Annotated in this window: 25 protein-coding genes; 17 read left to right on the top strand and 8 right to left on the bottom strand. The window is 64.3% G+C overall.

Annotated elements, in window-relative coordinates:
* Positions 1-2 precede the first annotated feature (2 nt).
* Positions 3-1,172, bottom strand: coding sequence for an AI-2E family transporter (locus AUL28_RS16505; protein ID WP_058599632.1), 1,170 nt, complete (start codon positions 1,170-1,172; stop codon positions 3-5).
* Positions 1,173-1,478: 306 nt separating this feature from the next.
* On the opposite strand from AUL28_RS16505, the gene purM reads away from it, so the two are divergent.
* From purM to AUL28_RS16490, 3 genes are all read left to right on the top strand, one after another.
* Entirely contained in the window at positions 1,479-2,549 is a 1,071-nt protein-coding gene (gene purM / locus AUL28_RS16500; RefSeq protein WP_062234607.1) for a phosphoribosylformylglycinamidine cyclo-ligase, read from the top strand.
* The gene (gene purN / locus AUL28_RS16495) at positions 2,546-3,232 is read left to right on the top strand and encodes a phosphoribosylglycinamide formyltransferase (RefSeq protein WP_156420034.1); all 687 of its coding nucleotides are present in this window, start codon (positions 2,546-2,548) and stop codon (positions 3,230-3,232) included. Before purM ends, purN begins: the two co-directional genes overlap by 4 nt.
* 80 nt (positions 3,233-3,312) lie before the next feature.
* Positions 3,313-3,912 (top strand): HdeD family acid-resistance protein, encoded by a 600-nt coding sequence (locus tag AUL28_RS16490; protein ID WP_062234604.1) that lies wholly within the window; start codon positions 3,313-3,315, stop codon positions 3,910-3,912.
* Here the strand turns inward: AUL28_RS16490 and AUL28_RS16485 are convergent.
* Together AUL28_RS16485 and AUL28_RS16480 are read right to left on the bottom strand one after the other, a co-directional pair.
* Positions 3,909-6,014: a molybdopterin-containing oxidoreductase family protein gene (locus AUL28_RS16485; RefSeq protein ID WP_062234601.1), complete on the bottom strand. Its 2,106-nt coding sequence runs from the start codon at positions 6,012-6,014 to the stop codon at positions 3,909-3,911. The genes AUL28_RS16490 and AUL28_RS16485 overlap by 4 nt on opposite strands.
* A gap of 107 nt (positions 6,015-6,121) precedes the next feature.
* Complete coding sequence (locus AUL28_RS16480; protein ID WP_062234598.1) at positions 6,122-7,234, bottom strand: alkene reductase; 1,113 nt, start codon at positions 7,232-7,234, stop codon at positions 6,122-6,124.
* A 130-nt stretch (positions 7,235-7,364) separates the two neighbouring features.
* Here AUL28_RS16480 and AUL28_RS16475 point away from each other — a divergent pair, with 130 nt between their 5' ends.
* The 3 genes from AUL28_RS16475 to AUL28_RS16465 all read left to right on the top strand — a co-directional run bounded on the left by AUL28_RS16475 (position 7,365) and on the right by AUL28_RS16465 (position 9,335).
* On the top strand, positions 7,365-8,207 hold the full coding sequence (locus tag AUL28_RS16475; protein ID WP_062234595.1) for a 23S rRNA (adenine(2030)-N(6))-methyltransferase RlmJ: 843 nt from the start codon (positions 7,365-7,367) through the stop codon (positions 8,205-8,207).
* 70 nt (positions 8,208-8,277) lie between these two features.
* Positions 8,278-8,727 carry a hypothetical protein gene (locus AUL28_RS16470; RefSeq protein WP_244493548.1) on the top strand — a complete coding sequence of 150 codons (450 nt, stop codon included), beginning with the start codon at positions 8,278-8,280 and terminating at the stop codon, positions 8,725-8,727.
* A gap of 11 nt (positions 8,728-8,738) precedes the next feature.
* Complete coding sequence (locus AUL28_RS16465) at positions 8,739-9,335, top strand: glutathione S-transferase family protein (protein ID WP_062234593.1); 597 nt, start codon at positions 8,739-8,741, stop codon at positions 9,333-9,335.
* Positions 9,336-9,401: 66 nt separating this feature from the next.
* On the opposite strand, the gene AUL28_RS16460 is transcribed toward AUL28_RS16465, so the two are convergent.
* Positions 9,402-10,055: an outer membrane protein gene (locus AUL28_RS16460; protein WP_058599790.1), complete on the bottom strand. Its 654-nt coding sequence runs from the start codon at positions 10,053-10,055 to the stop codon at positions 9,402-9,404.
* 447 nt (positions 10,056-10,502) lie between these two features.
* Between AUL28_RS16460 and uvrC the strand changes: the two genes are divergently transcribed.
* From uvrC to AUL28_RS16440, 4 genes are all read left to right on the top strand, one after another.
* Entirely contained in the window at positions 10,503-12,563 is a 2,061-nt protein-coding gene (gene uvrC / locus AUL28_RS16455) for an excinuclease ABC subunit UvrC (protein WP_374701433.1), read from the top strand.
* A 147-nt stretch (positions 12,564-12,710) separates the two neighbouring features.
* Positions 12,711-13,292: a CDP-diacylglycerol--glycerol-3-phosphate 3-phosphatidyltransferase gene (pgsA, locus tag AUL28_RS16450; protein WP_058599792.1), complete on the top strand. Its 582-nt coding sequence runs from the start codon at positions 12,711-12,713 to the stop codon at positions 13,290-13,292.
* 50 nt (positions 13,293-13,342) lie between these two features.
* The gene (gene moaD / locus AUL28_RS16445; RefSeq protein WP_058636615.1) at positions 13,343-13,594 is read left to right on the top strand and encodes a molybdopterin converting factor subunit 1; all 252 of its coding nucleotides are present in this window, start codon (positions 13,343-13,345) and stop codon (positions 13,592-13,594) included.
* Between the two features lies 1 nt (position 13,595).
* A complete protein-coding gene (locus AUL28_RS16440; protein ID WP_062234586.1) occupies positions 13,596-14,057 on the top strand; it encodes a molybdenum cofactor biosynthesis protein MoaE in 462 nt (153 codons plus the stop codon).
* A gap of 70 nt (positions 14,058-14,127) precedes the next feature.
* On the opposite strand, the gene ndk is transcribed toward AUL28_RS16440, so the two are convergent.
* Positions 14,128-14,550 carry a nucleoside-diphosphate kinase gene (ndk, locus tag AUL28_RS16435; protein ID WP_019995658.1) on the bottom strand — a complete coding sequence of 141 codons (423 nt, stop codon included), beginning with the start codon at positions 14,548-14,550 and terminating at the stop codon, positions 14,128-14,130.
* Between the two features lie 75 nt (positions 14,551-14,625).
* A complete protein-coding gene (locus tag AUL28_RS16430) occupies positions 14,626-15,318 on the bottom strand; it encodes a glutathione S-transferase family protein (protein ID WP_062234583.1) in 693 nt (230 codons plus the stop codon).
* Positions 15,319-15,345: 27 nt separating this feature from the next.
* Between AUL28_RS16430 and AUL28_RS22745 the strand changes: the two genes are divergently transcribed.
* From AUL28_RS22745 to AUL28_RS16415, 3 genes are all read left to right on the top strand, one after another.
* Positions 15,346-15,852, top strand: coding sequence for a DinB family protein (locus AUL28_RS22745; protein ID WP_156420033.1), 507 nt, complete (start codon positions 15,346-15,348; stop codon positions 15,850-15,852).
* A 42-nt stretch (positions 15,853-15,894) separates the two neighbouring features.
* Positions 15,895-17,799 (top strand): ABC-F family ATP-binding cassette domain-containing protein, encoded by a 1,905-nt coding sequence (locus AUL28_RS16420; protein ID WP_062234580.1) that lies wholly within the window; start codon positions 15,895-15,897, stop codon positions 17,797-17,799.
* 142 nt (positions 17,800-17,941) lie between these two features.
* Positions 17,942-18,820, top strand: coding sequence for an alpha/beta fold hydrolase (locus tag AUL28_RS16415; protein ID WP_058599797.1), 879 nt, complete (start codon positions 17,942-17,944; stop codon positions 18,818-18,820).
* Here AUL28_RS16415 and AUL28_RS16410 read toward each other — a convergent pair.
* On the bottom strand, positions 18,771-19,223 hold the full coding sequence (locus AUL28_RS16410) for a DNA polymerase III subunit chi (protein WP_058599798.1): 453 nt from the start codon (positions 19,221-19,223) through the stop codon (positions 18,771-18,773). The two genes, AUL28_RS16415 and AUL28_RS16410, sit on opposite strands and share 50 nt — an antisense overlap.
* 1 nt (position 19,224) lies before the next feature.
* Complete coding sequence (locus AUL28_RS16405) at positions 19,225-20,724, bottom strand: leucyl aminopeptidase (protein WP_062234738.1); 1,500 nt, start codon at positions 20,722-20,724, stop codon at positions 19,225-19,227.
* Positions 20,725-20,989: 265 nt separating this feature from the next.
* Between AUL28_RS16405 and AUL28_RS16400 the strand changes: the two genes are divergently transcribed.
* The 4 genes from AUL28_RS16400 (at position 20,990) to AUL28_RS16385 (ending at position 26,748) form a co-directional block, all read left to right on the top strand.
* Positions 20,990-22,183, top strand: a complete 1,194-nt coding sequence (locus AUL28_RS16400) for an LptF/LptG family permease (protein WP_062234577.1) — start codon at positions 20,990-20,992, stop codon at positions 22,181-22,183.
* Positions 22,180-23,259: an LPS export ABC transporter permease LptG gene (gene lptG, locus AUL28_RS16395; RefSeq protein ID WP_062234574.1), complete on the top strand. Its 1,080-nt coding sequence runs from the start codon at positions 22,180-22,182 to the stop codon at positions 23,257-23,259. Before AUL28_RS16400 ends, lptG begins: the two co-directional genes overlap by 4 nt.
* A 1-nt stretch (position 23,260) precedes the next feature.
* Positions 23,261-25,717 carry an LPS-assembly protein LptD gene (locus AUL28_RS16390; protein ID WP_244493547.1) on the top strand — a complete coding sequence of 819 codons (2,457 nt, stop codon included), beginning with the start codon at positions 23,261-23,263 and terminating at the stop codon, positions 25,715-25,717.
* Between the two features lie 95 nt (positions 25,718-25,812).
* Entirely contained in the window at positions 25,813-26,748 is a 936-nt protein-coding gene (locus tag AUL28_RS16385; protein ID WP_062234571.1) for a SurA N-terminal domain-containing protein, read from the top strand.
* Positions 26,749-26,756: the final 8 nt, after the last annotated feature.

Genomic DNA, 26,756 nt, shown 5'->3' with positions numbered 1-26,756 from the left:
GATCAACCGGACTTTCCCGTTTTCGGATCGAACTGGTTCTTCAGGGCGAGATCGAGGCCGCCGCTTTCGATCTCTCGCGGCGAGGACATCTCGATCGTACGCCCAAAATACATTTCGCTCTCGAGATATTTATGGATGGCGAAGCGCACGAGGACGCCCACGGCGGCGGCGGCCGGTACAGCCATGAGCAGCCCGACGAAACCGAAGATCGCGCCGAAGGCGAAGAGCGCGAACATCAGCCAGACCGGATGCAGCCCGACCGAGGCGCCCACCAGCTTGGGCTGGAGAATGTTGCCCTCCACGAACTGACCGGTGAAGAAAACGCCCGCCGTGGCCGCGACCCAAATCCAGTCCGGCGCGAACTGAACGAGCGCGACGCCGATCGCCACGATCAGACCGATGGCCGAGCCGACATAGGGCACGAAGGAAATGATGCCGGCGAAGAAGCCGATCAGGAGCCCGAAATTCAGCCCGACCAGCGTCAGGCCCACTGCATAATACGTGCCGAGGATGAGGCAGACGCTGCCCTGCCCGCGCACGAAGCCGGCAACGGCGCGGTCGATCTCGCGCGCCAGACGGCGCACGGTCGCCACATGCTGGCGCGGCACCAGACCGTCGATCTTGGAGATCATCCGGTCCCAGTCGAGCAGCAAATAGAAGGCGACGACGGGGGTCACGACGAAGAGCGAGACGAAATTGACGACCGCGAGACTGGACGACCAGAGCGAGGCGACGAGCGCCGTCGTGTAGCCCGAAAGCTGGCGGACCAGCGTCTGGAAATCCTGGCGAAGGGTCTGATCGTCGCCGTTGAAGAAACGCGACAGCGAGCCCGTGCGCAGTTCCAGCGCCAGTTCCTGAAGCCGTCCGAGATATTGCGGCAGGCGATCGGCGAAACTCGCGACCTGCGAACTGATGACCGGCACCACGATTAGGATCACGAGCGCGATCAGGATCACGAAGGCCACGAGGATCAGGAGGCTCGCGGCGAGCCGCGACAGACCCCAGCGCTCCAACCGATCGGCGATCGGGTCCAGGAAATAGGCCATGACCATTCCGAGGACGAAGGGCAGAAGAATGCCCCGAAAGAGCCAAAGGCAGATACCCAGCACGAGAGCCGAGAGCCCCCAGAAAAGCACCTGCCGTTTCAGGAGCTTGGTGCGATCATGAACCATCGATGCGAAGCTCCGGGGCGCGCGGGGACGAGAGGGCGGGCGGGCGCGCTCGACTGTCGAGATAGGCAGCCCCTCCAAGACGGGTCAAGCCCTGCCTGACAGCATGTGCACAAAGGGGAAAACTCGAACGATGCGTGGGGCGTAACAGCCCCGGCAGACGAGTTCTTCACCCTTCCTCAACCCTATCCCTCGCCGCCACGCGCACGAACCGCGTCTTTCGGGCGAGATTCGTGGCCATCTTGCGCATGGAAAGTCTTGCCCGCGCGATGCGACTGTGCGAACTCGCCCCAAACGGGAACCGCTGCCATGACCGCCGAGACCACGAACGGTTTGACCTATGCCGAAGCCGGCGTCGACATCGACGCGGGCAACGAACTCGTTCAGCGCATCAAGCCGCTGGTCCGCTCGACGCGGCGTCCAGGCGCCGACGGCGAAATCGGCGGGTTCGGCGGGTTATTCGATCTGAAGGCGGCGGGCTTTACCGATCCGGTTCTGGTTGCGGCCAATGATGGTGTCGGCACCAAGCTGAAGATCGCGATCGACACCGGCCTGCACGACACGATCGGCATCGATCTCGTGGCCATGTGCGTCAACGATCTCGTGGTTCAGGGTGCGGAGCCGCTCTTCTTCCTCGACTATTTCGCGACCGGAAAGCTCGACCCCGCGCAGGGCGAAGCGATCGTCGCCGGCATCGCCGAGGGCTGCCGTCAGGCCGGCTGCGCGCTGATCGGCGGCGAAACGGCTGAGATGCCCGGCCTTTATGCCGAGAAGGACTATGACCTCGCCGGTTTCGCCGTGGGTGCGGCCGAGCGCGGCCGACTTCTGCCGAGCGCCGAACTGACCGAGGGCGACGTCATTCTCGGCCTCGCCTCCTCCGGCGTCCATTCCAATGGCTATTCGCTGGTGCGCCGCATCGTGGAGAAGGCTGGCGCAGCTTACGACGCCCCTGCCCCATTCGACACAAGCCGCACGCTCGCACAAGCCTTGCTTGAGCCGACGCGCATCTATGTGAAGCCGTTGCTTGCGGCCATCCGCGCCGGCAACGGCGTGAAGGCGCTCGCCCACATCACCGGCGGCGGCTTCCCGGAGAACATTCCGCGCGTTCTGCCCGATCATCTGCGGGCCGATATCGATCTTCACGCCGTCGCGGTTCCGCCCGTTTTCGCCTGGCTCGCTCAGCAGGGCGGTGTTGCCGAAGCCGAGATGCTGCGCACCTTCAATTGCGGCATCGGCATGATCGTCGTCGTGTCGCAGGCGGAAGCCGCCTCGGTCGCGGCCATTCTCCAGAGCGAAGGCGAAAGCGTCGTGTCGCTCGGCCGCATTCTGGCACGTGGGAGCGAGAAGCCGGTGACTTTCAACGGCGGGCTGGCGCTTTGACCGAAGGGGCTCGCAAGCGGGTCGCGGTCCTGATCTCAGGACGCGGTTCCAACATGAAGGCGCTGCTCGAAGCGGCGGGACGCCCCGACTACCCCGCCCAGATCGTTCTTGTCCTGTCGAACCGCCCCGAGGCGCAAGGGCTGGAGACCGCTCGCGCGGCGGGCATCGAGGCCGTGGCCGTCGATCACAAGCTTTTCTCGTCACGCGAGGCGCACGAGGCCGAGGTCAACGCCGCGCTGGAGCGCGCGCAGCCGGACATCATCTGCCTTGCGGGCTATATGCGACTTCTGACGCCGGCCTTCACGGCGCGCTGGGCCGGGCGGATGATCAACGTTCATCCCTCGCTCCTGCCGCTCTTTCCTGGCCTGCACACGCATGAGCGCGCCATTGCAGCGGGTGCCCGGCTGCATGGCTGCACCGTCCATTTCGTCACCGAAATCATGGATGAAGGTCCGATCATCGGGCAGGCCGTCGTGCCGGTGCGACCCGGCGATACGCCGGACGACCTCGCCGCGCGGCTGATCCCGGTCGAGCATCGGCTTTATGTCGAGAGCCTCGCGCTCTTCGCCTCAGGCGGCGTCTCCATGGACGGCGCGAGTTCGCACTTCACGCCGAAGCCCAGTGATGCGAAAGCCCCGGCGCTTCTCTCGGTCGGCGGCCAAGCCCTTCTGCTGGAGCATTAACAAAGCTTCACAAGCCCGGGCGGAACCTCCTTGGCCGGCACTCCATTTATGCGTCGAGATGTCGCACAAAGGAGGTTCACATGGTTTCGCTCCCTGACTTTTCCTCGTCCGGCACATTCCGCCAGGACACCGCGCCGATGCAGCGCTTCCTGCATGATCACTGGAAGTTCTACGCCTTCCAAGGTGGCTTGCTTTGTGTCGTCGGCATCCTCGCGCTCGTCGTGCCATTGGCCGCGACGCTGGCTTCGACGATCTTCTTCGGGTGGCTGATGCTGCTGGGCGGCGCGGTGGGCCTCCTGTCCGCCATCCGCGCCCGCAACGCGCCGGGCTTCTGGTCCCACATTCTGCTGGCCGCGCTGTCGGTGTTGCTCGGCGGGGTCATTCTCTGGAACCCGATGGCCGGCGCGGTCACGCTGACGTGGGTGCTGGCTCTCTACTTCCTGTTGGTGAGCATCGCGAGCTTTTCGATCGCCGGCGCTGTCAGAGATTCGACCAGCCGGCATGTGCTCCTGATCGCCTCGGGCGTTCTCAATGTCGCGCTCGCTCTCATGATCGTTCTGGGTCTGCCGGGAACGGCCGTCTGGGCGATCGGTGTGTTCCTCGGCATTTCCTTTCTCTCGTCGGGCGTCGGCCTCCTGATGTCGGCCCTCGACGCCCGCAAGACCTTGCCCAGCGTCTAAAGCGCTCGCAGCCAGACGCGATTGTCATGAAAGGCCGCGCCTCCGAAGGGCGCGGCCGGGTCCGCTCCGGTCAGCACGTTGATCCCTTCGCCGCGCTCGAAAGCCCCGTTCGGCCAAAGCCCTTCATGGATCAGAACGCCGGGCTTGGTCGCCGCGTCGATCTTGAGCGCAAGCACGATATCGCCGCGCCGATTGCCGATCTCGACGCGCTGACCATCCGCCAGCCCAAGCCGCATGGCGTCGTCCGGGTGGATCTTGAGTTCGGGTTTGCCCTCGCGCTTTCTCGAGCCTTCCGTTTCCGCGAAGGTGGAGTTCAGGAATTGACGGGCCGGCGGCGTCGCCAGCCGGAACGGGTGCTCCGCGTCGGCCTCTTCGATCAAGGCCGCATGGTCGGGAAAGCTCGGCAGCTTTTCGACCGGCCCGAGCAATCCCATGCTCTCCGGCGGGCGGTCCGGCGCCGAAAGGCTCGCCCAATCGACGCGGAAGCGGAAGCGACGGTCGGCGGTCGCGAAGCCGGCGAGATAATGCGCCTCCTCGAAGCCCGGCTGCACGTCGAGCCAGCGTTCGGCCTCCAGATGCGCCAGCCCCTCATAGCCGCTACGGCGCAGAAGATCGTCGATCAGCTCGCGCTCGCTCATACCGAAGCCCGGCCGATCCGCGACGCCGAGGCGCTTGGCGAGTTCCTCCACCACGAAATGGTTTGTTCGCACGGTCTCGGGCGCGTCGATTAGCTTCGGCCCGAACAGGATATGGCTCTGTCCGCCGCCGCGATAGATGTCGTCATATTCCATCGAGGTCGCCGCCGGCAGCACGAGATCAGCCAGCCGCGCCGTATCCGTCATGAACTGCTCGTGGACGGCGACGAAGAGATCCTCGCGCAGGAGACCGCGCACGACATCGCGCTGCTCAGGCGCGACATTGGCCGGATTGGTGTTCTGCACGATCATCGCCGTCACCGGCGGCCCGCCGGCCAGCGCGCCCTTGTCTCCCGTCAGAACCGCGCCGATGCGGGACTGGTCGAGATAGCGGATGGACGGGTCCTCGTCCCCCAACCCTTCGATCAACGCCTTATCGAAGCGCCAGAGGGCACCGTTATTGTGGAAGGCACCGCCGCCCTCATGCTGCCAATGGCCATAGACGGTCGGCACTGACAGCGCCGCGTGCATGGCGACCGCGCCGTTGCGCTGGCGCGAGAAGCCGTAGCCGAGCCGGAAGAACGTGCGCTTGGTGCGCCCGATCAGGGCGGCGAAACCCTCGATCTCCTCGACCGAAAGCCCGGTGATGGCGCTCGCCCATTCCGGCGTGCGGCTTTGAAGATGCGCTTCCAACCCGGCCGGATCGTCGCCATACTGCGCGAGGTAGGCGCGGTCGGCCGTGCCGTCGCGAAAGCCGATATGCATGAGGGCGCAGGCCAGCGCGCCGTCGGTGCCGGGCCGCAGCTTCAGCGCCATATCGGCCTGTTTCATGGTCGGGTTGTCGTAAATGTCGATCACGACGATGGGCGCGCCGCGCTCCCTTCGGGCGCGAACGGCGTGGGTCATGACGTTGACCTGCGTCGCCACCGCATTGGTGCCCCAGATCACCACGCAGTCGGATTGGGCCATCTCGCGCGGATCGACGCCCGCGAGCCGACCCGTACCCGCCACGAAGCCGGTCCAGGCGAGATTGGTGCAGATGGAGCCGAATTCGCCACTATAGCGCTTGGCATGGCGCAGGCGGTTGATGCCGTCGCGCTGCACGAGGCCCATCGTGCCCGCGTAATAATAGGGCCAGACGGCTTCCGAGCCATAGCGCGCCTCGGCCGCCAAGAACTTCTCGGCCACGAGGTCGAGCGCGTCGTCCCAGCCGATCTCGCGCCATTGACCGTCGCCCTTGGCGCCGACACGCTGAAGCGGCTTTAGGAGGCGGTCGGGATGATGCACGCGCTCGGCATAGCGGGCGACCTTGGCGCAGATCACGCCGGCCGTGTAGCTGTTCCCCTCCGCCCCGCGCACGCGGCCGATGCGGTTGGGGGCGAGGATTTCCACTTCGAGCGCGCAGGTCGAGGGGCAATCGTGCGGGCAGGCGGTGAAGCCGGTGCGGGGCGTGACGTGCTGGTTCATGGCGCGATCCTATCGCACGCACCGAGCCCGGCCCCAATTCATTTTCGACATGCGAGGCATCAAACTGCGTGAGGCCGGCCCGCCATGGGCCGACCTCGGAGCCTGCCTCAGGCCGCCTGCCCGTAGCGCGCCTGTTCCTCGGGGGTCAGCGAGGGATAGTCCGTATAGCCGTGCTCGTCGCCGCCATAGAACGTGTCCTTGTCCCAATCGTTGAGCGGCGCGCCGAGGCGGATGCGCGTGACGAGATCGGGATTGGAAATGAACAGCTTTCCGAAGCACACGAGATCGATCTCGCCGGCCTCGAGACGCTGTTGGGCGAGCGGGATGTCATACTCGTTGTTGCCCATATAGGTGCCGTGAAAGCGCTGGCGCAGGGCGTGATAGTCGAAGCCGTCCTTGTCGCGGTCGCCGCCGGTCTGGCCTTCGATCACATGGAGATAGAGAAGGCCACGCTTGTCGAGTTCCTCGACATAGGCATTGAAGAGGCCCTGCTGATCGCTCTCGCTGGAGCCGCCCATGACGGTGACCGGCGAAATGCGGATGCCGACATGCTCCTTGTCCCAAGCCGCCACCACGGCGTCCACGACCTCGAGCGGAAAGCGCATCCGGTTCTCGATCGAGCCGCCGTAGCGGTCCGTGCGCGTGTTGGTGCCGTCTCGCAGGAACTGGTCCAGCAGATAACCATTGGCCGAGTGCACCTCGACCCCGTCGAAGCCGGCGGCGCGGGCGTTGCGGGTGGCGCGCACGTAGTCCTGGATCAGGCGCGGGAGTTCGCTCTCCTCCAGCGCGCGCGGCTCGACATGATCCTTAAAGCCCTCCTCCGTGAAGGCCTTGCCGCTCGGCTTCACGGCGGACGGTGCGACCGGCAGCTGGCCGTTCGGTTGGAGGTCCGGGTGCGAGATGCGGCCGACATGCCAGAGCTGCAGCACGATCTTGCCGCCCTCGGCATGAACGGCGTCGGTCACCTTCTTCCAGGCCGTGACCTGCTCGTCCGAATAGATGCCGGGCGTCCAGGCATAGCCGCGGCCCTCGACGGAGATGTTGGTCGCCTCGGAAATGATCAGACCCGCCCCGGCGCGCTGGCGATAATATTCGACATGCATCTCCTTGGGCACGCCGTCGGAGGTGGCGCGCGAGCGGGTCAGCGGCGCCATGACGGTGCGGTTGGAAAGATGCAGCGGACCGAGGTCGAAGGGTTCGAAAATCTTGGACGGGGCCATCGACGGTTCCTTGTCTGGAATTTTGCGCAGAGCGCAGTTTCAGGTACCAGACGGCGAGATAGGTGTTCGGGTTCCGCATCGCGGCATCGAACGGGTGAACAGAGCGTCCTCAAACGCGAAAGAAATCGACGTGAACTACCGCCACGCCTTTCATGCCGGCAATTTCGCTGATGTCGTCAAACACGCCCTGCTCTGCTCGCTGATCCGCTATCTCCAGCGCAAGGAGAAGCCCTTCCGCGTCATGGACACCCATGCCGGCCGCGGGCTCTACGATCTGTCGGGCGACGAGGCGCGGCGCACCGGCGAAGGGGCGGAGGGAATCGATCGCCTGATCGCCTCGCCCGCCTGGGACGATCCGCTTCTGGCCGACTATCGCGCGGCCGTGGAGGACACGCGGGCGCGGTTCGGACCGGACGCCTATCCCGGCTCACCCCTGATCGCGCGTCATCTCCTGCGTCGGCAAGACCGGCTCAGCGCCTACGAGCTTCACCCGGTCGATGCCGCCGCTCTCGCCGAGCAGTTCGCAGGCGATGTGCAGGTGAAGACGATCGAACTCGACGGCTGGCTGGCCCTTGGCGCCCATGTGCCGCCGAAAGAAAAGCGCGGGCTCGTCCTCATCGATCCGCCCTTCGAGCGGACGGACGAGATCGAGACGATCGTCGAGCAGTTGCAGCGCGCCCATGCGCGCTGGCCGGGCGGCATCTACGCCATCTGGTATCCGCTGAAGCGTCCGGCGCAGTACGGGCGCTTTCACGATCTGCTGCGGGGCAGCGGCATACCCAATATCGTCGCGGCGGACTTCTGGCGCGAGCCCTTCGCGCCGGACGAGCCACTCGTCGGTACCGGATTCGTCGTGGTGAACCCGCCCTTCACCTTTGCCGAAGAGGCGAAGGCGCTCATGAGCTTGCTTCAACCTGTCCTGCAAACCTCGACACAAGCGGAATGTGGCGTCCGTGTGCTGGCCGAAGAGTGATTCGGTGCAATATGGTGGCCAAACGATGATTCTCGCGCGCCACTCCGCCCGCATTCGAGGAAGCCGCACCATGCGCCGACGCCTTTCCGCCGCTCTCAGCCTCGCCGTCGCCACATCCGGCGTCGCCCCCGCGTTGGCTGCCGATTATGTCGAAGCGCCCCCCGTGGTCGTGACGACGACGGCGCTCGTGCCAAGCTGCGAAGACCCGAGCGTTCTGGCGCAGGTCGAAGATCAGTTCGAATATGGCACGCCGAACACAGTGCACGCGGCCCTTCAGGTCGTGGAATTCTCCAATCTGTTCGAGAAGTCCTACCAGCCCAAGGGCGGCCACAAGCTGATCGAGCGCCGCTACTGCCAGGGCACGGCGCTGATCTCGTCGGGCGAGCGCCGCACGATCTATTATGTCATCGAACATCCGATGGGTTTTGCCGGCGTCAGCTGGCGCGCGGAAGGTTGCTTCCTTGGCCTCGACCCCTGGAAGGTGTACGGCGCGAATTGTGAATCGCTTCGCCGCTTCTAACGGGAGCTCCCATGCGCCTTCTCTACTCCAAGCCTTCGCCCTACTCGTCGAAGGTTCGCATGTCCGCGCATCTGTGCGGGATCGAACTCGACTGCGTCTCGACGGATACGAGTGCTGAGGGCGACGACCTTCTGCGCACCAATCCGATCGGCAAGATCCCGGCGCTGGAACTGGACGACGGCTCGACGCTCTACGACAGCCGCGTGATCTGCGAGTATCTCGACCGGGTGAGCGGCAATCTCCTGATTCCGCAAGGGCTGGAAGCCTGGACGCTGTGCAAGCGTATCGAGGCGCTGGCGGACGGGCTGACCGAAGCCGTGATGGCGACGCTCTATGAAGTGCGCTATCGCCCGGAAGAGAAGCGGCATCAGCCCTGGGTCGACAAGCAATGGCGCCGGGCGCACCGCGCCCTGGACGTTCTGGAGGGCGACCTCGCCCATCTGCCGGCCGAGCCCAGTCTGGCGCATTTCGCGATCGCGAGCGATCTCGGCTGGATTCAGCTTCGCTATCCCGGCGCGTTCGAAGAGAAGAACCCGGGGCTCGTGCGCTGGCTCGAAGCCTTCTACGCCGCGAACCCGGCCTATGAAGCGATGAAACCTGCGGCTTGAGTTACGAAACCCCCGACATGCGAACGGCGCCTTTCGGCGCCGTTTTCGTTTCCAGTGCGTGGATTTTCAGAACTTCACGCCGAGGCCGGCCCGGATCGAGTGCTCGTCGAAGCCCGACGAGATCGCAACGTTGCCGAGATCGTAGGTCTTCTCGCCGAAGTCGGAATAGCGATATTCGACCCGCGAGGTGACACCCTTGGCGAGCTTGGCCTCGACACCCGCGCCGACCGTGTATCCCAGATGGGTCTGATCGTCGGTCAGCCCGCGAAGGGTCAATTCCTGATTCGAGACCGCAAGACCGCCGGTCGCGAAAAGCAGGATCGGATCATAGGCGATGCCGACCTGCGCGCGCAGCGAGCCGAACGCCGTGGAGTCGCTCGAAATCGGAACGCCCGTCGCGACATTGAAACCGCCCGCGTTTACATCCGATGCACCGATATCGGCTTCGAGACCATAGACGAAGCGTTCGGTCTGAAGGCTATAGCCGGCATAGACGCCGCCGACCGCGCCTTCGCCATTGTAGCTTGCGCCGCCGGTCTGGTCGAAATGGGCAAAATTGTAACCGACGAAACCGCCGGCATAAGGACCGGACCATGTGTAGACGGAAGGAGCCGGCGCGGCGGGCGCCGGTGCCTCGGGCAGCACCGCATCGGCCGCTTGCGCCGCCGGGGTCAGGATCATCAGCGTCGCGCCAAGCGCAAAGGCGCCGAACACCTTCATCGAACCCACTCCATCCCAGGCGGCTTCATCGCCACCGATTGATCGACCTTGCCTGAGCCAACGCCTGCTTGAACGGCGCGTTCCCAAACTTCACGTCCCGGCAAACTTTGCGTTTCAGCAAACTTCGCGTTTCAGCGAACTTCGCGTTTCGCCAAAATGCCGCAGCCGGACGATTGACATCCTGCCGTACCGCTCCAGACGATATAAGCGCGAGTCGGCGCTGCCGCCAATTGCAGCGGGGTGACACTCTCCGGCATATCCGACACGACGGTCGCCACAAACGGGATCCCTCGTCGCCCTCAAGCCGCCATCATACCCCTCCCATTGGGCAAGCGAGGAATCATATAAGGAGACGGCGTGCCGAACGGCCGAACCCGGCGGCGATGGCGCACCGCCATGCGACACAAGGGGCGCGGGCTCGCACCGCGCTTTGGCAGCGAAGACGACATGATGGATGATCTGACCCCCGAGATCGACGACGACGACGAGGACGGTTTTGGCGAAGAGCTGGACGCGGAGATCGCGGCCGAGCCTTCGTCGGCCGCCAGCCTCGTCGCCGCGATCGAATGGGACGATGGAGGGCGCGACGTCGATCAGACGCTGGTCGGCGCCGATCTGATCGCGGCCTTCCAGAAGCAGTTGCCGAACAGCCCCGGCGTTTATCGCATGTTCGACGAGGCCAATGAGGTTCTCTATGTCGGCAAGGCGAAGTCGCTGAAGAAGCGCGTCGCGAGCTACACGAGGATGGCCGGCCATACCAACCGGATCATGCGGATGATCCGCGCGACCCGGCACATGGAATTCGTGACGACGCGCACCGAGACCGAGGCGCTGCTTCTCGAAGCCAATCTGATCAAGCGCCTGCGGCCGCGCTTCAACGTCCTGATGCGGGACGATAAGTCCTTCCCCTACATCCTCGTGTCCGACGATCACGAGGCGCCGGCCATCTTCAAGCATCGCGGCGCGCGCTCGCGAAAAGGAAGCTATTTCGGACCCTTCGCCTCGGGTGGAGCGGTCGGGCGAACGGTGGCCTCGCTCCAGCGCGCTTTTCTCCTGCGCACCTGCACGGATTCGGTCTACGAAACGCGCACGCGCCCTTGCCTGCTCTACCAGATCAAGCGCTGCTCCGGCCCCTGCACCCGCGAAGTCTCGCTGGAGGATTATGCGAGCCTTGTCCTTGATGCGAAGGGCTTCCTGTCGGGGCGCTCCAATCAGGTAAAGCAGGCGATTGCCGGCGCGATGCAGGAAGCGGCCGAAGACCTCGATTTCGAGCGCGCGGCGGTGTTCCGCGATCGTCTCTCGGCGCTGGCCCATATCCAAGGCCATCAGGGCATCAACCCGCATGGCGTCGAGGAAGCCGATGTCTTCGCCATTCATCAGGAAGGCGGCCTGACCTGCATTCAGGTCTTCTTCTTCCGCACCGGCCAGAACTGGGGCAACCGGGCCTATTTCCCGAAGGCCGACTCCACCCTGGAGCCCGGCGAGGTTCTGGGCGCGTTTCTGTCGCAGTTCTACGACGACAAACCGCCGGCCTCGCTGGTTCTTCTGCCGGTGGAGGTGGAGGATGGCCCGGTGCTGGCCGAGGCGCTGGCGACCAAGGCCGGCCGCCGGGTTCAAATCGCCGTGCCCCGGCGCGGCGAGAAGAAGGACCTGGTGGACCACGCGACCGCGAATGCGCGCGAGGCGCTGGGCCGACGGCTCGCCGAGACCTCCTCTCAGGCGCGGCTTCTGGCGGGCCTGAAGGAGACATTCGGCCTTGAACAGGTGCCACGCCGGATCGAGGTCTTCGACAATTCCCACATCATGGGCACCAACGCCGTCGGCGCGATGATCGTCGCTGGACCGCAGGGCTTTGCGAAGAATCAGTATCGCAAGTTCAACATCAAAGGCACCGACATCACGCCGGGCGACGATTTCGGCATGATGCGCGAGGTCATGACCCGGCGCTTCTCGCGCCTTCTGAAGGAGCATGGCGACACAGGCCCCGCGCCTGCGGCCCAACCGAGTGAGGGCGAAAGCGCGGAAGAAGCGCTGGCCGGCGCCGAGATGCCCGCCTGGCCCGACCTCGTGCTGGTGGACGGCGGCAAGGGGCAGATCTCGGCCGTTCGCAAGATTCTGGACGAACTCGGCATCGCCGACAAGGTGACGACGATCGGCGTCGCCAAGGGTGTCGATCGCGATGCCGGGCGCGAGCGCTTCATCGTTCAGGGCCGCGATCCCTTCTCCCTGCCCCCACGCGACCCCGTTCTCTATTTTGTGCAGCGGCTTCGCGACGAGGCCCATCGCTTCGCCATCGGCACGCACCGGGCCAAGCGCAAGAAGGAACTGACCGCCAATCCGCTGGACGAGATCGGCGGCATCGGACCCTCGCGCAAGCGCGCGCTTCTGCATCATTTCGGAACCGCCAAGGCCGTGTCGCGCGCCGCCTTCGACGATCTCTTGAAGGTCGAGGGTATTTCGGCGGCCATGGCCAAGACGATCTACGATCATTTCCACGAGCGACAATGAGGGATCGCGGCCGGGAATCGACCGATCCAGCCGCAAAAGGCGGGCGGCGATGTTGACGCAGGCCCGCCGCCGCGTTTGAACAGGCGATCAGCAAGCCCCTGGCAGCCGCATTCGCATTCTGCCGCCCATCCGAACCGGACCGAACTCATGGCCTCCAAGGCGCTGAACCTTCCCAATATCCTGACCTACGCGCGAATCGTCGCCGTGCCGCTCGTGGTTCTCTGCTTCTTCGTGGAAGGAAAGCTGCATGGTTCGGACGCCGCACGTTGGTGGGCGCTCGGCCTTTTCGTTGTCGCAAGCGTCACGGACTGGCTCGACGGCTATCTCGCCCGCGCCTGGCAGCAGACCTCGACCATCGGCCGGATGCTGGACCCGATCGCCGACAAGCTTCTCGTGGCGGCCGCCCTCCTCTTGCTGGCCGCCGACGGCACGATCGCGGGATGGACGATCTGGGCGGCGATCGTGATTCTCTGCCGCGAAATCCTTGTCTCAGGCCTTCGCGAATATCTGGCAGAATTGAAGGTCTCCGTCCCGGTGACGCGCCTCGCCAAGTGGAAGACCGCGACGCAGATGGTGGCCATTGCCTTCCTGCTGGCCGGCCCCGCAGGCGACGCGCTGGTGCCGTTCATCACCAAATCCGGCATCGTGCTTCTCTGGATCAGCGCGATCATCACGCTCTACACCGGCTACGATTACTTTCGCGCGGGGCTGCGCCATATCGACGTGTAACCCCTCGCCAAGGCCCTTCCGGCCTCCGGCGGCCAGAACGAGGATGGGACATGAAAGTCGTTTATTTCGCCTGGATTCGTGAGCGCGTCGGTCTCGACGAGGAGGAGATCGCGCTTCCCGCCGGTGTGGTCACGGTGAAGGATTTTCTGCACTGGCTCAAAGGGCGCGGCGAAAACTACGCCAATGCGCTTCAAGCACCCGAAACCGTGCGCGTGGCGCTCGATCAGGAACATGCCGAGCATTCCGAACCGCTCGGCGAATGCAGCGAGGTCGCGATCTTCCCGCCCATGACGGGCGGCTGAGATGAGTGCGGTCGCGGTTTCCGTCCGATCGGAGCGAATCGACCTCGCGGCCGAAATGGCCGCCTTCGCGCCCGATGGTGATGCCGGCGCTGTCGTGACCTTCACGGGCTATTGCCGGGATGAGCGGGGACGCCTCTCCGCTCTCGAACTCGAACATTATCCGGGCATGGCCGAACGCGAGATCGGGCGGATCGCGGCTGAGGCACGCGAGCGCTGGTCCCTGTCGCGTATCGCCTGCATCCATCGCTTCGGGCTCGTTCGCCCCGGCGAGGAGATCGTTTTCGTCGCCTGCGCCTCGACCCATCGCGGCGCAGCCTTCGAGGCGGCGAGCTTCGTGATGGACTTCATGAAGACGCGCGCCCCGTTCTGGAAACGCGAGCATCTGAAGGATGGCACGACGGGCGGTTGGGTCGAGGCAAAGGACACCGACGACCACGCCGCCGACCGCTGGCATCGCCTCTGACGACTGACCGAAGCAAACGAAAACGCCGGCCCGAAGGCCGGCGTCCTGAACACGGATCGTTCGGGCTGGATCAGCCGACGATTTCGGTCTCGGAGAACCAGTAGGCGATTTCTTCCTTGGCGGTCTCGGCGGCGTCCGAACCATGCACCGAGTTCTCGCCGATCGACAGCGCATGAACCTTGCGGATCGTGCCCTCGGCAGCCTGGGCCGGGTTGGTCGCGCCCATCAGCTCGCGATTGCGCGAGATGGCGTTCTCGCCTTCCAGCACCTGCACGATCGTCGGGCCGGCCGACATGGACTCGACCAGCTCGCCGAAGAAGGGGCGTTCCTTGTGGACGGCGTAGAAGCCTTCCGCCTCGCGGCGGCTCATCCACACGCGCTTGGAAGCGACGACGCGAAGGCCACCCTCTTCCAGCATCTTGGTGATCGCGCCGGTCAGATTGCGACGGGTCGCATCAGGCTTGATCATGGAGAAGGTACGTTCGATCGCCATCGGCTCTATTCCCTGGGGAGTTGGAGGATCGGCCGCTCTATAGCGGCGGCCCCGCGCCTCGGCAAGGACGCGCCGTCACGCGGCCGAAACCGAGCGCCCTTCCCCGCCATGCAGATCGAGGCAGCGCTCGAACCAGTCCGCCACGGGATCGCCCGCCTCCAGCACCTGGAAGGTCGAAACGATACGGAGCCATTGGAAGGCGCTGAAGACGATGTAATCGGCAAAGCGCGGCTCGGCCCCGCCGATAAAGGGCTGCTTCTGGAGCGTGGCGCGAAGCGGCTCCAGCGAGCGACGGAACGCGGCGAGCTTCTCGGCTTCTCTCCCATCCTGCACCGCCTCCAGCGGCCGACCGAAAGCGGCTTCGCGCTTGGCGCGAAAGAAGGCGCGGTTCTCCTCGTCCAGCACATCGTGAATGTCGAGAATGGCGACCGAGGCGATATAGGGGTGGATCGTGCGCTGCGACCAGCTTTCCACGAAGCGCGTCACGCCCTCGCCGGCTTCGCCGCCGAACAGCGACGGACGGTCGGGATAGGCGCGGTCGAGATAAAGGGCGATGGCGAAACTGTCCTGCACCACCTCGTCACCGTCGCGCAGCACGGGCACGGTGCGTCCGGTCCCGCTCTCGACCGACGCGACCTCGGTGAACGACACAGGGCGGCTCTCGAACGACAGTCCCTTGTGCGCCAGCGCCAGGCGCGCCTTCCAGCAATGAGGGGAGAAGGGCCGCTGCGAATCGCGCCCGACAAGTTCGTAAAGTGCTAGAACCATAGCCTGCCTCCGGGATGGGATCAGCCTATGTATCACGAACAGCTGATGACGTTTGCCGCCTATAACAGCTGGGCCAATGCGCGCCTGTTCGAGGCCGCCGCGGCGCTGGGGCCGGAGCGCTTCGCCGAGGATCGTGGCGTGTTCTTTCGCTCCATGCGGGGGACGCTCAATCATCTTCTCGCCACCGACCGCATCTGGATGCGTCGCTTCACCGGCGAAGGGGACGCGCCCGATCGGCTCGACGCGGTTCTCTTCGAAAAGTTCGAGTCGCTGCACGAAGCGCGCTTGAGCGAAGATGCCAGGATCGAACGCTATATCGCTTCTCTGGACGAGGCGCGGCTGGCCGGTGAGTTCCGCTACACGCCGATCACACGGCCGGTAGAGATCTCCGGCCGGCTCGGCCCGGCGCTGTTTCATCTCTTCAACCACCAGACCCATCATCGCGGGCAGGCCCATGCCGTTCTCACCGGCTTTGGGCTGGAGGCGCCCGGCCTTGATCTGATCGCCTTCCTGCGCGAAACCGGGCGGGACTGAGGGACTCTTTCGCCGGGGCGCCAAACATGGCAAAAGCGCCCCATGCTTCAGATCAACGACTTGTCCGCCCGCGTCGCGGGACGCCTTCTGATTGACCATGCCAGCCTGATGATCCCGAGCGGGACCAAGGTGGGGCTCGTCGGCCGCAATGGCGCAGGCAAGTCGACCTTGTTTCGCGTCATCACCGGCGAACTCGCCTCCGAGACGGGCAGCGTCTCGATCCCCCGAGGAACGCGGATCGGCCAGGTGGCGCAGGAAGCGCCGGGCACGCACGAGTCGCTTCTCGAAATTGTCCTGAAGGCCGATGAAGAACGCGTGGCGCTTCTGGCCGAGGCCGAGACGGCCAGTGATCCCGACCGCATCTCCGACATTCACCTGCGGCTCGCCGACATCGAAAGCCATTCGGCCGAAGCGCGCGCCGCCTCCATCCTGTCGGGCCTCGGCTTCGACGCGCAGGCGCAGGCGCGCCCCGTGGGGAGCTTTTCGGGCGGCTGGCGGATGCGCGTCGCGCTCGCGGCCGTTCTCTTCTCGCGGCCCGACCTTCTGCTTCTGGACGAGCCCACCAACTATCTCGATCTCGAAGGCACGCTCTGGCTCGAGAATTTCGTCTCGCGTTATCCCTATTCGGTGCTGATCATCAGCCATGATCGCGACGTTCTGAACAACGCCGTCAACGCGATCGTGCATCTCGACCAGAAGAAGCTGGTCTATTATCGCGGCGATTACGACAGTTTCGAGCGCCAGCGCGCCGAGAAGCTGGAGCTTCTGCAAAAGGCCATCGTCAAGCAGGACGCGGCCCGCAAGCATATGGAAGCCTTCGTGGAGCGCTTCCGCGCCAAGGCGACGAAGGCGCGTCAGGCCCAATCCCGCCTCAAGGCGCTGGAACGGATGAAGCCGCTACAAGCGATCGTCGAAGAGCATGTGACGCCCTTCGTCTTTCCCGAGCCGGAGAAGATCCTCGCCTCCCCGATCATTCGGATGGAGAACGTCTCGGTCGGCTATTCGGCCGAGCGCTCGATCCTGCGAAATCTGAACCTGCGGATCGACGCGGACGACCGGATCGCGCTGCTCGGCGCGAACGGCAACGGCAAATCTACCTTCGCCAAGCTGATCGCCGATCGATTGAGGGAACAGAGCGGGTCGATCACACGCGCCCCCGGCCTGAAGATCGCGATGTTCGCGCAGCATCAGATCGACGATCTGCGCCCCAACGAGACCGCCGTGCAGCATGTGCGCCGGCACATGCCCGATGCGCCCGAAGCCAAGGTCCGCGCGCGCGTCGCGCAGATGGGCCTGCCGACGCAGAAGATGGACACGGTGGCCGACAGCCTGTCGGGCGGCGAGAAGGCCCGCCTCCTCATGGGCCTCGCCACCATGGACGCGCCGAACCTTCTGATTTTGGACGAGCCGACCAACCACCTGGACATCGAAGCACGCGAGAGTCTCGTTCACGCCTTGAACGACTATTCAGGCGCGGTCATCCTCATCAGCCACGACCGGCACATGGTCGAGGCGACGATGGATCGGCTCTGGATCGTGGGCGACGGCACCGTCTCACGCTACGACGGCGATCTGGAAGACTACAAGAAGCTGATCCTCTCCGGCGCGCGGACGGCAGGCGGAAATCAGGGAGAGCCTGTCGCCGTCGTGGATGCGCCAGCCGCCGTCTCGAAGGTGGACCAGCGCCGCGCGGCGGCCGAAAAGCGCGAAGCCCTGAAGCCGCTCAAGAAGAAGATCTCCACTCTGGAAATCCAGATGGGCCGCTTGCAGCAGACGATTGCCGAGCTCGACGGCAGGCTGGGCGATCCCGCGCTCTACACCAAGGACCCGGCCAAGGCCGCCGATTTCGCCAAGCAGAAAGCCAATGCCGAGCGTACGCTGGAGAAATGCGAGGGCGAATGGCTCGAGCTTTCGAGCGAACATGACGCTGCGATGGCAGATGGGTAAAAACCTTAACAAGGGCTAAGTTGCGAAAAGTTAAGGCAAGCTCTGGTTGCTAAAGCTTGAGCGGGAGGGAACCGCCCTTTAATTCTCCCGTTCAGCGCCCGTACGACATGCCTCGGTGGCGCGGTCGACTCGGGGTTATGCCATGCTTCGATCCATAGCGACCTTTTCGATCGCCCTGTTTGTCGCAGCCGTTCCGGCCACGAGCGCGCCGCGTCCGTTCGTCAACGGACCGATGCCGAATCAGACGGGCTATGCGGCGGTGAACGGCATCGAGATGTTCTTCCGCGTCTATGGACGCGGCTCGCCGATCCTGCTCATCCATGGCGGCTTGTCAGACAGTCGTGTGTGGCGCGCGCAAATCGAAGCTCTGTCGGCCCATCACATGATCATTCTGGCCGACAGCCGGGGCCAGGGCCGCTCGACGCGCACCAGCGATCCCATCACCTACGATCTGATGGCGGAGGACTATCTCGAGCTTCTGGATGCGCTCGGGATCGAGCGCACCGATCTCGTCGGCTGGAGCGACGGCGGCATTATCGGGCTCGATCTCGCGATGAAGCATCCCGAGCGTTTGTCGCGCATCTTCATTCAGGCTGCGAACGCCACGCCGGACGGCGTGAAGGATTACGATCCCGCGACGGCCGTTGTGCCCGAACTCAAGCATTATGACGATATTTCGGACGAGATCGAAGCGCTCTGGGCCAACGAGCCGAACTTCACGGCGGATGATCTGCGGTCGATCCGTGTTCCCACGGAAATCGTGATCGGGGATCATGACGAGGCCATCAGCCGCCGGCACACGGAATATCTGGCGCGCACCATTCCCGGCGCGCGCCTGGTCGTCCTGCCCGATGTCGGCCATTCCGCCCCGCTGGAAGACCCGGAAGGCTATGCCGAAGCGGTTCTGGCCTTCGTGGACAAGCATGACGCGCCCGTCCACGACCCGATCCAGTTCGGGACCGTGCGTCAGGCTACGCTTTCTTTACCCAACGACGATCTTCCGTTTGTTGCCAGTAAGTGACCGTATGGCCGGCGGATTTCTCCGCTGTCCAGCGCGCTCTGGCGGAAGCCACCTGTTCGCCGTCATGTCCGTCGAAGAGATAGACGCCGCGCTCGCAGCCGTCGAGGCTGGCGGGCACCGCCCCTTCCACCATGAAGCGCACATGCGGATCGTTGGCCCGCTGCTCGGGCTCGGTGGTCAGAAGAATCGGCTGAAGCGCGCCTGAACTATCGGCATCCGTGCCATGCGGCAGGAAGCTATCCTCCCGATAGACCCAGAGATGCTGGTCCAGCGCGTCCCGCCGCTCGGTCGTCACCGTCTGCACGATCGCGCGCCATCCGCGCGCCAGCGAGCGCTCGAGAAGGTCTGGCAGGGCCTCCTCGAGACGGCTTTCCGTCAGGTGATAGAAAAGAACCTCTGCCAAATCAGCGGGCTTCGTAATGCTCTTCCACCAGACGGTTCAGCAAGCGAACGCCGAAGCCCGAGGCCCAGGACTGGTTGTACTCGTTCGAGGGCGACCCCATCGCGGTGCCCGCGACGTCGAGATGAGCCCAGGGAACGTCGTTGACGAAGCGCTGAAGGAACTGCGCGGCGGTGATCGAGCCGGCGGAGCGCCCGTTGCCGACATTCTTGATGTCGGCGAACTTGCCCTCGATCATCTTGTCGTAGTCCTTGCCGAGAGGCATCCGCCAGACCTTCTCGCCCGTCTCCAGCCCTGCCGAATGAAGCCGCTCGGCCAGTTCGTCATTGTTGGAGAACAGGCCGGCATGTTGGTTGCCGAGCGCGACGATGATGGCACCCGTCAGCGTCGCGAGGTTCACCATGAAGCGCGGCTTGAAGCGGTCCTGCGTGTACCAAAGCGCATCGGCCAGAACGAGACGGCCTTCGGCGTCGGTGTTCAGCACCTCGATCGTCGTGCCCGACATGGCGGTCACGATGTCGCCCGGACGCTGGGCCATGCCGTCAACGGCGTTTTCCACGAGGCCGACCACGCCGATCGCGTTGACCTTCGCCTTGCGTCCTGCCAGCGCGCGCATGAGGCCCACAACGGCCGCGGAGCCGCCCATGTCGCCCTTCATCTCGTCCATGCCGGCCGCCGGCTTGATCGACACGCCGCCCGTATCGAACACCACGCCCTTGCCGACGAAGGCGACAGGCGCCTCGCCCTCCGCGCCGCCGTTCCAGCGCATGATGCAGAGACGCGCCGGCGTCGGAGAACCCTGCGAAACGCCGAGCAGCGCGAACATCTTCAACGCGCGCATCTGGTCTTCGTCGAGCGTCTCGACTTCCAGCCCGGTGGCGCGAAGCGCCTCGATGCGAGCCGCATATTCCGTGGTGGTCAGGATGTTGGCGGGTTCGTTGACGAGATCGCGTGCCAGCCGAACACCTTCGCCAACGGCCTCCAGCTCCTCGAACGCGCCTTTAGCGGCCTCGGGCTCCGAAACCGCGATGGTGACGGACAGAGGCGCGTCAGCTGCGTCGTCCTCGCCTTCCTTGACCTTCTTCGACTTGTAGCGGTCGAACTTGTAGAGGCGCAGCAGCACGCCGAGGCTGATCGAGGCCGCCTCGCGTGCGTTCGGGACGGTGGTGGCGCCCGCTGTCCAGATCGTCGCCTCTGTCGCGCCCGAGAGCTTGGCGGCGATCGCGCCCCCGAGCTTCAGCCATTCTTCCTCGCGCGAAGCCTCCTCGCCCAATCCGCCGATCAAAAGGATGCGATCCAGCCCGCTTTCGGATGGCGCGATCGTGTCGACACTCGCCAGCGCCTTGCCCTTGAACTTGCCGAGCGAGGCCGCGCGCTCGGCCGCACTCTTCACCGCCTCCGGCAGACCGTCCGGCAACGCGCCGTCGCGGCCGGTGACGAGCACCAGAACACCGGACGAGGGAAGCGCGGGCGCAGCGAATTGGATGGTCGGCAGACTGGACATGAAGACCCCGATGAGAAGGCAGAGAGCCCAAGGGCTCGGAAAATCGGACAGCAGCGCGAAGCGGCGTTGCTTAGGGCGCATCTTGGCCGTGGAGGAAGCGATTGCAAGGGTGGCCACGGCATTAAGAAAAGGCTAACCATCTTTGTTCGCCCTTCTTTAGCCAAGCTGGAGCAGTCTACCGCAGCCAGATATGTCGAACGATCGGGTTCGAACGCTGCGCCGAGCCCCCGGCGCCCGCAACGGGATCGCCGGAACCGCAAAACGCATGAAGCTTATCGAACGCTACATCTTCAAGCGCGTCGCCGTTTACAGCGTCGGTTCGCTGGCCGCGCTCGTGATGATCGTCTGGATCGTCCAGGTTCTGCAACGGCTCGACATCGTGCGCACCAGCGCGACCGCCGCCGGCAACATCATCTGGATCGCCCTCATGCTGATGCCGGATCTTGCGGCCGGCGTTATTCCCTTTGCGCTTCTGATCGGCGCGATTCAGGCGCTGAACTCGTTGAACGCCGATTCCGAACGCGCGGTGATCGCGGCGGCCGGCGGATCGCGCAAGGTGATCTTCAAACCGATTCTCTATCTCGCCTTCGGCGCGGCGGCGATCATCGTCATCAATTCCAACTTCATCGGTCCGGCTGCGTCGAGCGCGTTTCAGAACGGCATCCGCGCCATCAATGCCGATGCGATCAGCTTGTTTCTTCAGCCCGGCCGCTTCGAGCGCGTGCAGGACGGGTTGGTGATGAGCATCGACGAGGCGCGCGGTTCGAATGTGCGCGGCCTCTTCCTATCGGATACGCGCGACCCGGCGCTCGACCTCACCTATTTCGCCCGCGAAGCACAGATCGTGGAGCGCGAGGGTCAGTCCTATCTGGTTCTGGACGATGGTCAGCTGCATCGTCGCAACAACACGAACGGAACGGTTTCGATCATCGAGTTCCAGACCTATGCGTTCGATCTCGCCAATCTGCGGCCGGTCGAAACGGGCGACTGGATCCGCATGTCGGAGCGCTCGACCCGCGAGCTTCTGAACCCCGATCCGAACGATAAGGTGTTCCAGCTGCATCCCAACCAGTTCGTGGAGGAGCTAGCGCAACGCCGCACCGACTGGCTCTTCCCGATCGCCTTTGCTCTGTGGGCCCTGGTCATCGCCTCCCATCCGCGCACCAACCGGCAAGGACCGGGACCGGCCATGGCGCTGGGGCTGGCCGGCGCGCTGTCCTTGAAGGCGATCGGCTTCGTGTCGCTTTCGCTCATCAGCAAGAATCCGCGCTACGCCGTCGTGATCTATTCCCTCCCCGCCGCCGCGATCCTGTTCGACATCTGGCTTCTCTGGCGGGACGTGAACGTGATCGAGCATCCGATCGTGCGCCGCATCACCGACGGCTTCCGCTGGGTCGGCGGGCAATTGGCGCGACTTCTTCCCTCGGACCGTTCGACCTCGGGGGCAGGCCGCGCATGACCCGGCGGACGATCAATCTTTATTTTCTGCGGCGCTACGTCGTCAGCTTCATCTCGACGCTGATCGCCGTTTTCGCTCTGACCTATCTTATCGACATGATCGAGGTCAGCCGCCGGGGCGCGTCGCAGGACGTCTCCTTCGCCACGATTGCGACCATCTCGGCGCTTCGGGTTCCGGCTTTCATCGAGCAGGCTTTCCCCTTCATCATCCTGTTCTCGTCGATCTTCACGCTGGTTTCGCTCAACCGCAAACTGGAACTCGTGATCGCGCGCGCCGGCGGCATGTCGGTCTGGCAGATCATCGCGCCCTTCGCCCTCGGTTCCTTTCTGATCGGCGTCCTGTCGGTCGGCCTTTACAACCCGATCGCGGCTGCGGCGCAGGCGCAGTCGGCGCGGCTGCAAACGGCGACGGCCGGCGTCGTGACGCAAAGCAACGACCGCTCGCCTTGGCTGCGCCAGACGGGCAAAGGCGTGGAATCGATCATCGGTGCTAAAGCGGTATCCGATGGTGGTGCGACGCTCGGCGGCGTCACGGCCTTCATCATGCGCCAGGAGGGCGTCGTGTCGGAACGGATCGACGCCGCGCAGGCCCGGCTTGAGAACGGCGAATGGGTGATCGAAGACCCGCTTGTGACCCGCGTCGGCTCACCGCCCGTTCGCGAGTCCCGCGTCACTATCCCAACGACGCTTCTTCCGGAATTTATCGAACAGCGCCTCGCCAATCCCGATGCGATCTCCATTTGGGAGCTCGGCGGCAAGATCGAGGTGGCGCGGAGCCTCGGCTACAATGCCGATGCGTTCGCCATGCGGTTCAACGCCCTGATCGCGCGTCCCGCCCTGTTCGTGGCCATGACGCTCGTCGCGGCCACCGTGGCTGTGCGTTACACGCGATTGGGACAATCGAGCGGCACGATCGTCGGTGGCGTCGCGGCGGGCTTCGTGCTTTACGTGATAACGTTCCTGGCCCAAGCGCTGGGAAGCAACTCCGTGATTCCGGCTGTGGTCGCAGCCTGGTTCCCGGTCGTGGCGGCGGGTTTGTTCGGGACGACAATCCTGCTCCATCAGGAGGATGGTTAGAATGACAGCGAGGGGGATCTCGCGCCGATGGGGGACGGGTGCTCAGCCCGTTTTCAAGGCTGCTCTCCTGACCGGCGTCGCGCTTTCGGCCATGATGGTCGCAGCCGTCGCCGCCCATGCCCAGACGTCGCTCGGCGATCTCGGCGCTTCGGTTTCGGTACCCGAGGGAACGCAGCTGTTCCTCGAGGCCGATACCGTTACCTATGACAGCGACAAGCAGGTCGTCACCGCCAAGGGCGGGATCCAGATCGACTATGGCGGCTATAAGCTCGTGTCCCGCGACATCGTTTACGATCAGGCGTCGCGTCGCCTCGTTGCTTCCGGCGATGTCGAGCTGGTGGAGCCCTCGGGCAATAAGGTCTACGCCGACTCGATCGATGTGACCGACGATTTCGCCAATGGCTTCATCCAGGCGCTGCGGATCGAGACGCCGGATAACACGCGCTTCGCGGCAGGCCAGGCCGTGCGCCAGAACGGCGACACGACGACATTCGAGCGCGGCGTCTATACCGCCTGCGAGGCCTGTGAAAAGCATCCCGAACGCGCGCCTCTCTGGCAGGTGAAGGCGCGCCGCATCGTGTGGGACCAGAAGAACAAGGTCGTGCGCTATTACGGCGCGCGCTTCGAATTGTTCGGCAAGCCGCTGGCCTACCTCCCCTATTTCGCCTCGCCCGATCCGACGGTGAAGCGACAGAGCGGCCTCCTGCCGCCAAGCTTCAAGTCGAACTCCAAGCTCGGCGTGGGCGTGCGCGTTCCCTATTATTTCGCCATCAACGAAAGCTCAGACGCGACGGTCGCGGGCACCTATTTCACGCGTCAGGGGTTCCTCGCCGAGGCCGAATATCGCAAGGCGTTCGAGAACGGCTACTTCACGCTCCAGACGGCGGGAATCTCGCAGCTGAACCCCGAGCGGTTCAGCGACTTCCGCTCCGACAACGCGATCACCAATCCGATCAGCGTCGATCGCGATCGGGGCATGATCGGGACGACGGGCCGCTTCGCGCTCAACGAGCAATGGACCTTCGGCTGGGACTTGCTGGCGCAAAGCGATCGCAATTTCAGCCGTGTCTATCAGATCGAGAATTTCAATCAGATCTATCGCACCAACGAGATCTATCTGACGGGTCTGGGTGACCAGAGCTTCTTCGATCTGCGCGGGCAGAGCTTCGACGTTCAGACCGAAAACACGCTGACCGGCAAGGTTCAGCCCTTTGTCCTGCCGTCGCTCGACTATCAATATATCAACGAGAACCCGGTGCTCGGCGGGCAGTTGGAACTCGATGCCAATCTGACCAATATTCGCCGCGACGCGACGAGCCCCGGCTATCTTCTCCTGTGCGACCCCTCGCGCTTCATCAAGGGCGCCTGCAATGCGTCGCAGGGCTTTCCGTATCGGACGGATGTCTTCCGGCGCAACGTGCTGGAAGGCGACTACAGTCGCGTGACCACCGAGGCGAAGTGGAAGCGGACGCTGACCACGGACGAGGGCCTGCAGATCACGCCGTCGGCCAGCCTTCGGGGCGATCTCTACCGCGCCGATATGGAAGCGCAGGGCATCCCGGCCGCAACCACTTCGAGCCTCGGGCTCGGCGGTATCGACGTCGATGAATCCGGCGCCAGAGGCATGGCGACGGCCGGACTGGACGTGCGCTACCCCTATCTGATCGAAACGGCGACCGCCTCCCACGTCATCACCCCGATCGCTCAATTGCTCGTGCGCCCGGACGAAATGAAGTCCGGCCGCCTGCCGAACGAAGACGCGCAGAGCCTCGTCTTCAATGCGGCCAACCTTTTCGAAGCCGACAAGTTTTCGGGCTACGACCGGATCGAAGGCGGCACGCGGGCCAATCTCGGCGTCCAGTATGGCGGCGTCTTCGGCGCGGGCTACGCGATCGACGCCGTGTTCGGTCAGTCCTTTCATCTGGCGGGCGAGAACCCGTTCGCGCAGCCGGACCTCGCGCTGGTCGGATACGAATCGGGACTGGAATCGGATCGCTCCGACTATGTTTCGTCCATCGTTCTGGCGACGCCTCTGGGGATCAGCCTGGGCGCACAGGGCCGCTTCGATAAGGACAACTTCGAGGTCAAGCGAACCGACCTGATGGGCGGTTTCAGCTACGGAAAGCTGGATACGTCGCTGATGTATTCACAGATCGCCGCTCAGCCGATCTACAGTCTGCCCGTGGATCGAAAACAGGTTACGGCGTCGGCGTCCTACAAGATCAACGAGAACTTCAGGACGGTCGGCTCGCTGGCCTACGATATCGAGAACGAGACGTTCATCAGCAAGACATTCGGCGTGGGCTATGCCGACGAATGCTTCAGTCTGTTGGCCGAATACAAAAACACCGACGATCAATATCGACTGACCGAAGCTCGGACGAGCGTCATGCTCACCCTCTCGTTCCGCACCCTTGGAAAGGTCGGATACAGCTATGGACTTGGCTCGACCAATTGATCTGTTAAAAAGACCATGGTTTCGCCAAAGCCGCCTGATAAGCGCGGCGTGGGCGGCCGATGTTCGGCCGCTCAGGAGCGGGAGATAGGCATACGATGACCGCACGCAAGCTTGCCCGACAGTTCGCCCTCTGCTCGGCTCTGGCAGCCTTTGTAATCGCTTGCGGGCTCAGCGCCGCCCCCGCTCAGGCTGCGTCCGAGATCAAGGTGATCGTCAACAAGCAGGCGATCACGAGCTATCAGATCCAGCAGCGCGCCGCCTTCCTGAAGCTGCGCCGTGCGCCGGGCGGTACGCAGGCCGCGACCGATGAGCTGATCGACGAGGCTCTGAAGACGCAGGAAATGCGTCGGCGCGGCATTCAGATTCCCGATGCGGCCGTTGACGAGGCTTTTGCCCGCTTCGCACGCGACAACAAACTCACGGAAGCGCAGCTTTCGGAAGTTCTGGCTCGCGCGGGCTTCTCGGCCAAGGGCTTCAAGGACTACATTCGCGTCCAGATGGGTTGGGGTCAGGCCGTCGTCGCCAATGTGCGCCAAACCGAGCGCATCACCGAGCAGGATGCCGTACAGCGGATGATCCAGCAGGGCGGCAAGAAGCCGACCACGACAGAATATACGCTTCAGCAGGTCATTTTCGTCGTGCCGCAGGACAAGCGTGGGTCGCAGATGGAGCGCCGTATGAGCGAAGCCAATCTGCTGCGCCAGCGTTTCACGAGCTGCCCCGCGACCTACGACATCGCCAAGGGGCTGCGGGACGTCACCGTCCGCGATCTCGGCCGCATTCCGCAGCCCGAATTGCCGCCACGCTGGAAGGACGAGATCGTCAACGCTGCGCGCGGCAAGACAACCAAGGCCCAGCAAACCGAGCGCGGCGTCGAGTTCGTCGCTATCTGCGACAGCCGCTCCGTCTCGGATGACCAAACGGCGGCCATGGTCTTCCAGGCTAACGAAATGGAAGCCATGGGCAAGAAGGAGCCCGACAAGGCTTTTCTGAAGAAGCTGCGCGACAAAGCGGCGATCATCCGTCGATAATCCGGACC

Source organism: Aureimonas sp. N4 (assembly GCF_001463925.1).
Classification (GTDB): domain Bacteria; phylum Pseudomonadota; class Alphaproteobacteria; order Rhizobiales; family Rhizobiaceae; genus Aureimonas; species Aureimonas ureilytica_A.
This window is presented reverse-complemented; position numbering and strand designations above follow the sequence as displayed.

Coding starts and splice junctions, on each gene's coding strand:
- AUL28_RS16505 (WP_058599632.1), bottom strand. CDS start 1,172: ATGGTTCATGATCGCACCAAGCTCCTGAAACGGCAGGTGCTTTTCTGG.
- purM (WP_062234607.1), top strand. CDS start 1,479: ATGACCGCCGAGACCACGAACGGTTTGACCTATGCCGAAGCCGGCGTC.
- AUL28_RS16490 (WP_062234604.1), top strand. CDS start 3,313: ATGGTTTCGCTCCCTGACTTTTCCTCGTCCGGCACATTCCGCCAGGAC.
- AUL28_RS16485 (WP_062234601.1), bottom strand. CDS start 6,014: ATGAACCAGCACGTCACGCCCCGCACCGGCTTCACCGCCTGCCCGCAC.
- AUL28_RS16480 (WP_062234598.1), bottom strand. CDS start 7,234: ATGGCCCCGTCCAAGATTTTCGAACCCTTCGACCTCGGTCCGCTGCAT.
- AUL28_RS16470 (WP_244493548.1), top strand. CDS start 8,278: ATGCGCCGACGCCTTTCCGCCGCTCTCAGCCTCGCCGTCGCCACATCC.
- AUL28_RS16465 (WP_062234593.1), top strand. CDS start 8,739: ATGCGCCTTCTCTACTCCAAGCCTTCGCCCTACTCGTCGAAGGTTCGC.
- AUL28_RS16460 (WP_058599790.1), bottom strand. CDS start 10,055: ATGAAGGTGTTCGGCGCCTTTGCGCTTGGCGCGACGCTGATGATCCTG.
- uvrC (WP_374701433.1), top strand. CDS start 10,503: ATGATGGATGATCTGACCCCCGAGATCGACGACGACGACGAGGACGGT.
- pgsA (WP_058599792.1), top strand. CDS start 12,711: ATGGCCTCCAAGGCGCTGAACCTTCCCAATATCCTGACCTACGCGCGA.
- moaD (WP_058636615.1), top strand. CDS start 13,343: ATGAAAGTCGTTTATTTCGCCTGGATTCGTGAGCGCGTCGGTCTCGAC.
- AUL28_RS16440 (WP_062234586.1), top strand. CDS start 13,596: ATGAGTGCGGTCGCGGTTTCCGTCCGATCGGAGCGAATCGACCTCGCG.
- ndk (WP_019995658.1), bottom strand. CDS start 14,550: ATGGCGATCGAACGTACCTTCTCCATGATCAAGCCTGATGCGACCCGT.
- AUL28_RS16430 (WP_062234583.1), bottom strand. CDS start 15,318: ATGGTTCTAGCACTTTACGAACTTGTCGGGCGCGATTCGCAGCGGCCC.
- AUL28_RS22745 (WP_156420033.1), top strand. CDS start 15,346: ATGTATCACGAACAGCTGATGACGTTTGCCGCCTATAACAGCTGGGCC.
- AUL28_RS16420 (WP_062234580.1), top strand. CDS start 15,895: ATGCTTCAGATCAACGACTTGTCCGCCCGCGTCGCGGGACGCCTTCTG.
- AUL28_RS16415 (WP_058599797.1), top strand. CDS start 17,942: ATGCTTCGATCCATAGCGACCTTTTCGATCGCCCTGTTTGTCGCAGCC.
- AUL28_RS16405 (WP_062234738.1), bottom strand. CDS start 20,724: ATGTCCAGTCTGCCGACCATCCAATTCGCTGCGCCCGCGCTTCCCTCG.
- AUL28_RS16400 (WP_062234577.1), top strand. CDS start 20,990: ATGAAGCTTATCGAACGCTACATCTTCAAGCGCGTCGCCGTTTACAGC.
- lptG (WP_062234574.1), top strand. CDS start 22,180: ATGACCCGGCGGACGATCAATCTTTATTTTCTGCGGCGCTACGTCGTC.
- AUL28_RS16390 (WP_244493547.1), top strand. CDS start 23,261: ATGACAGCGAGGGGGATCTCGCGCCGATGGGGGACGGGTGCTCAGCCC.
- AUL28_RS16385 (WP_062234571.1), top strand. CDS start 25,813: ATGACCGCACGCAAGCTTGCCCGACAGTTCGCCCTCTGCTCGGCTCTG.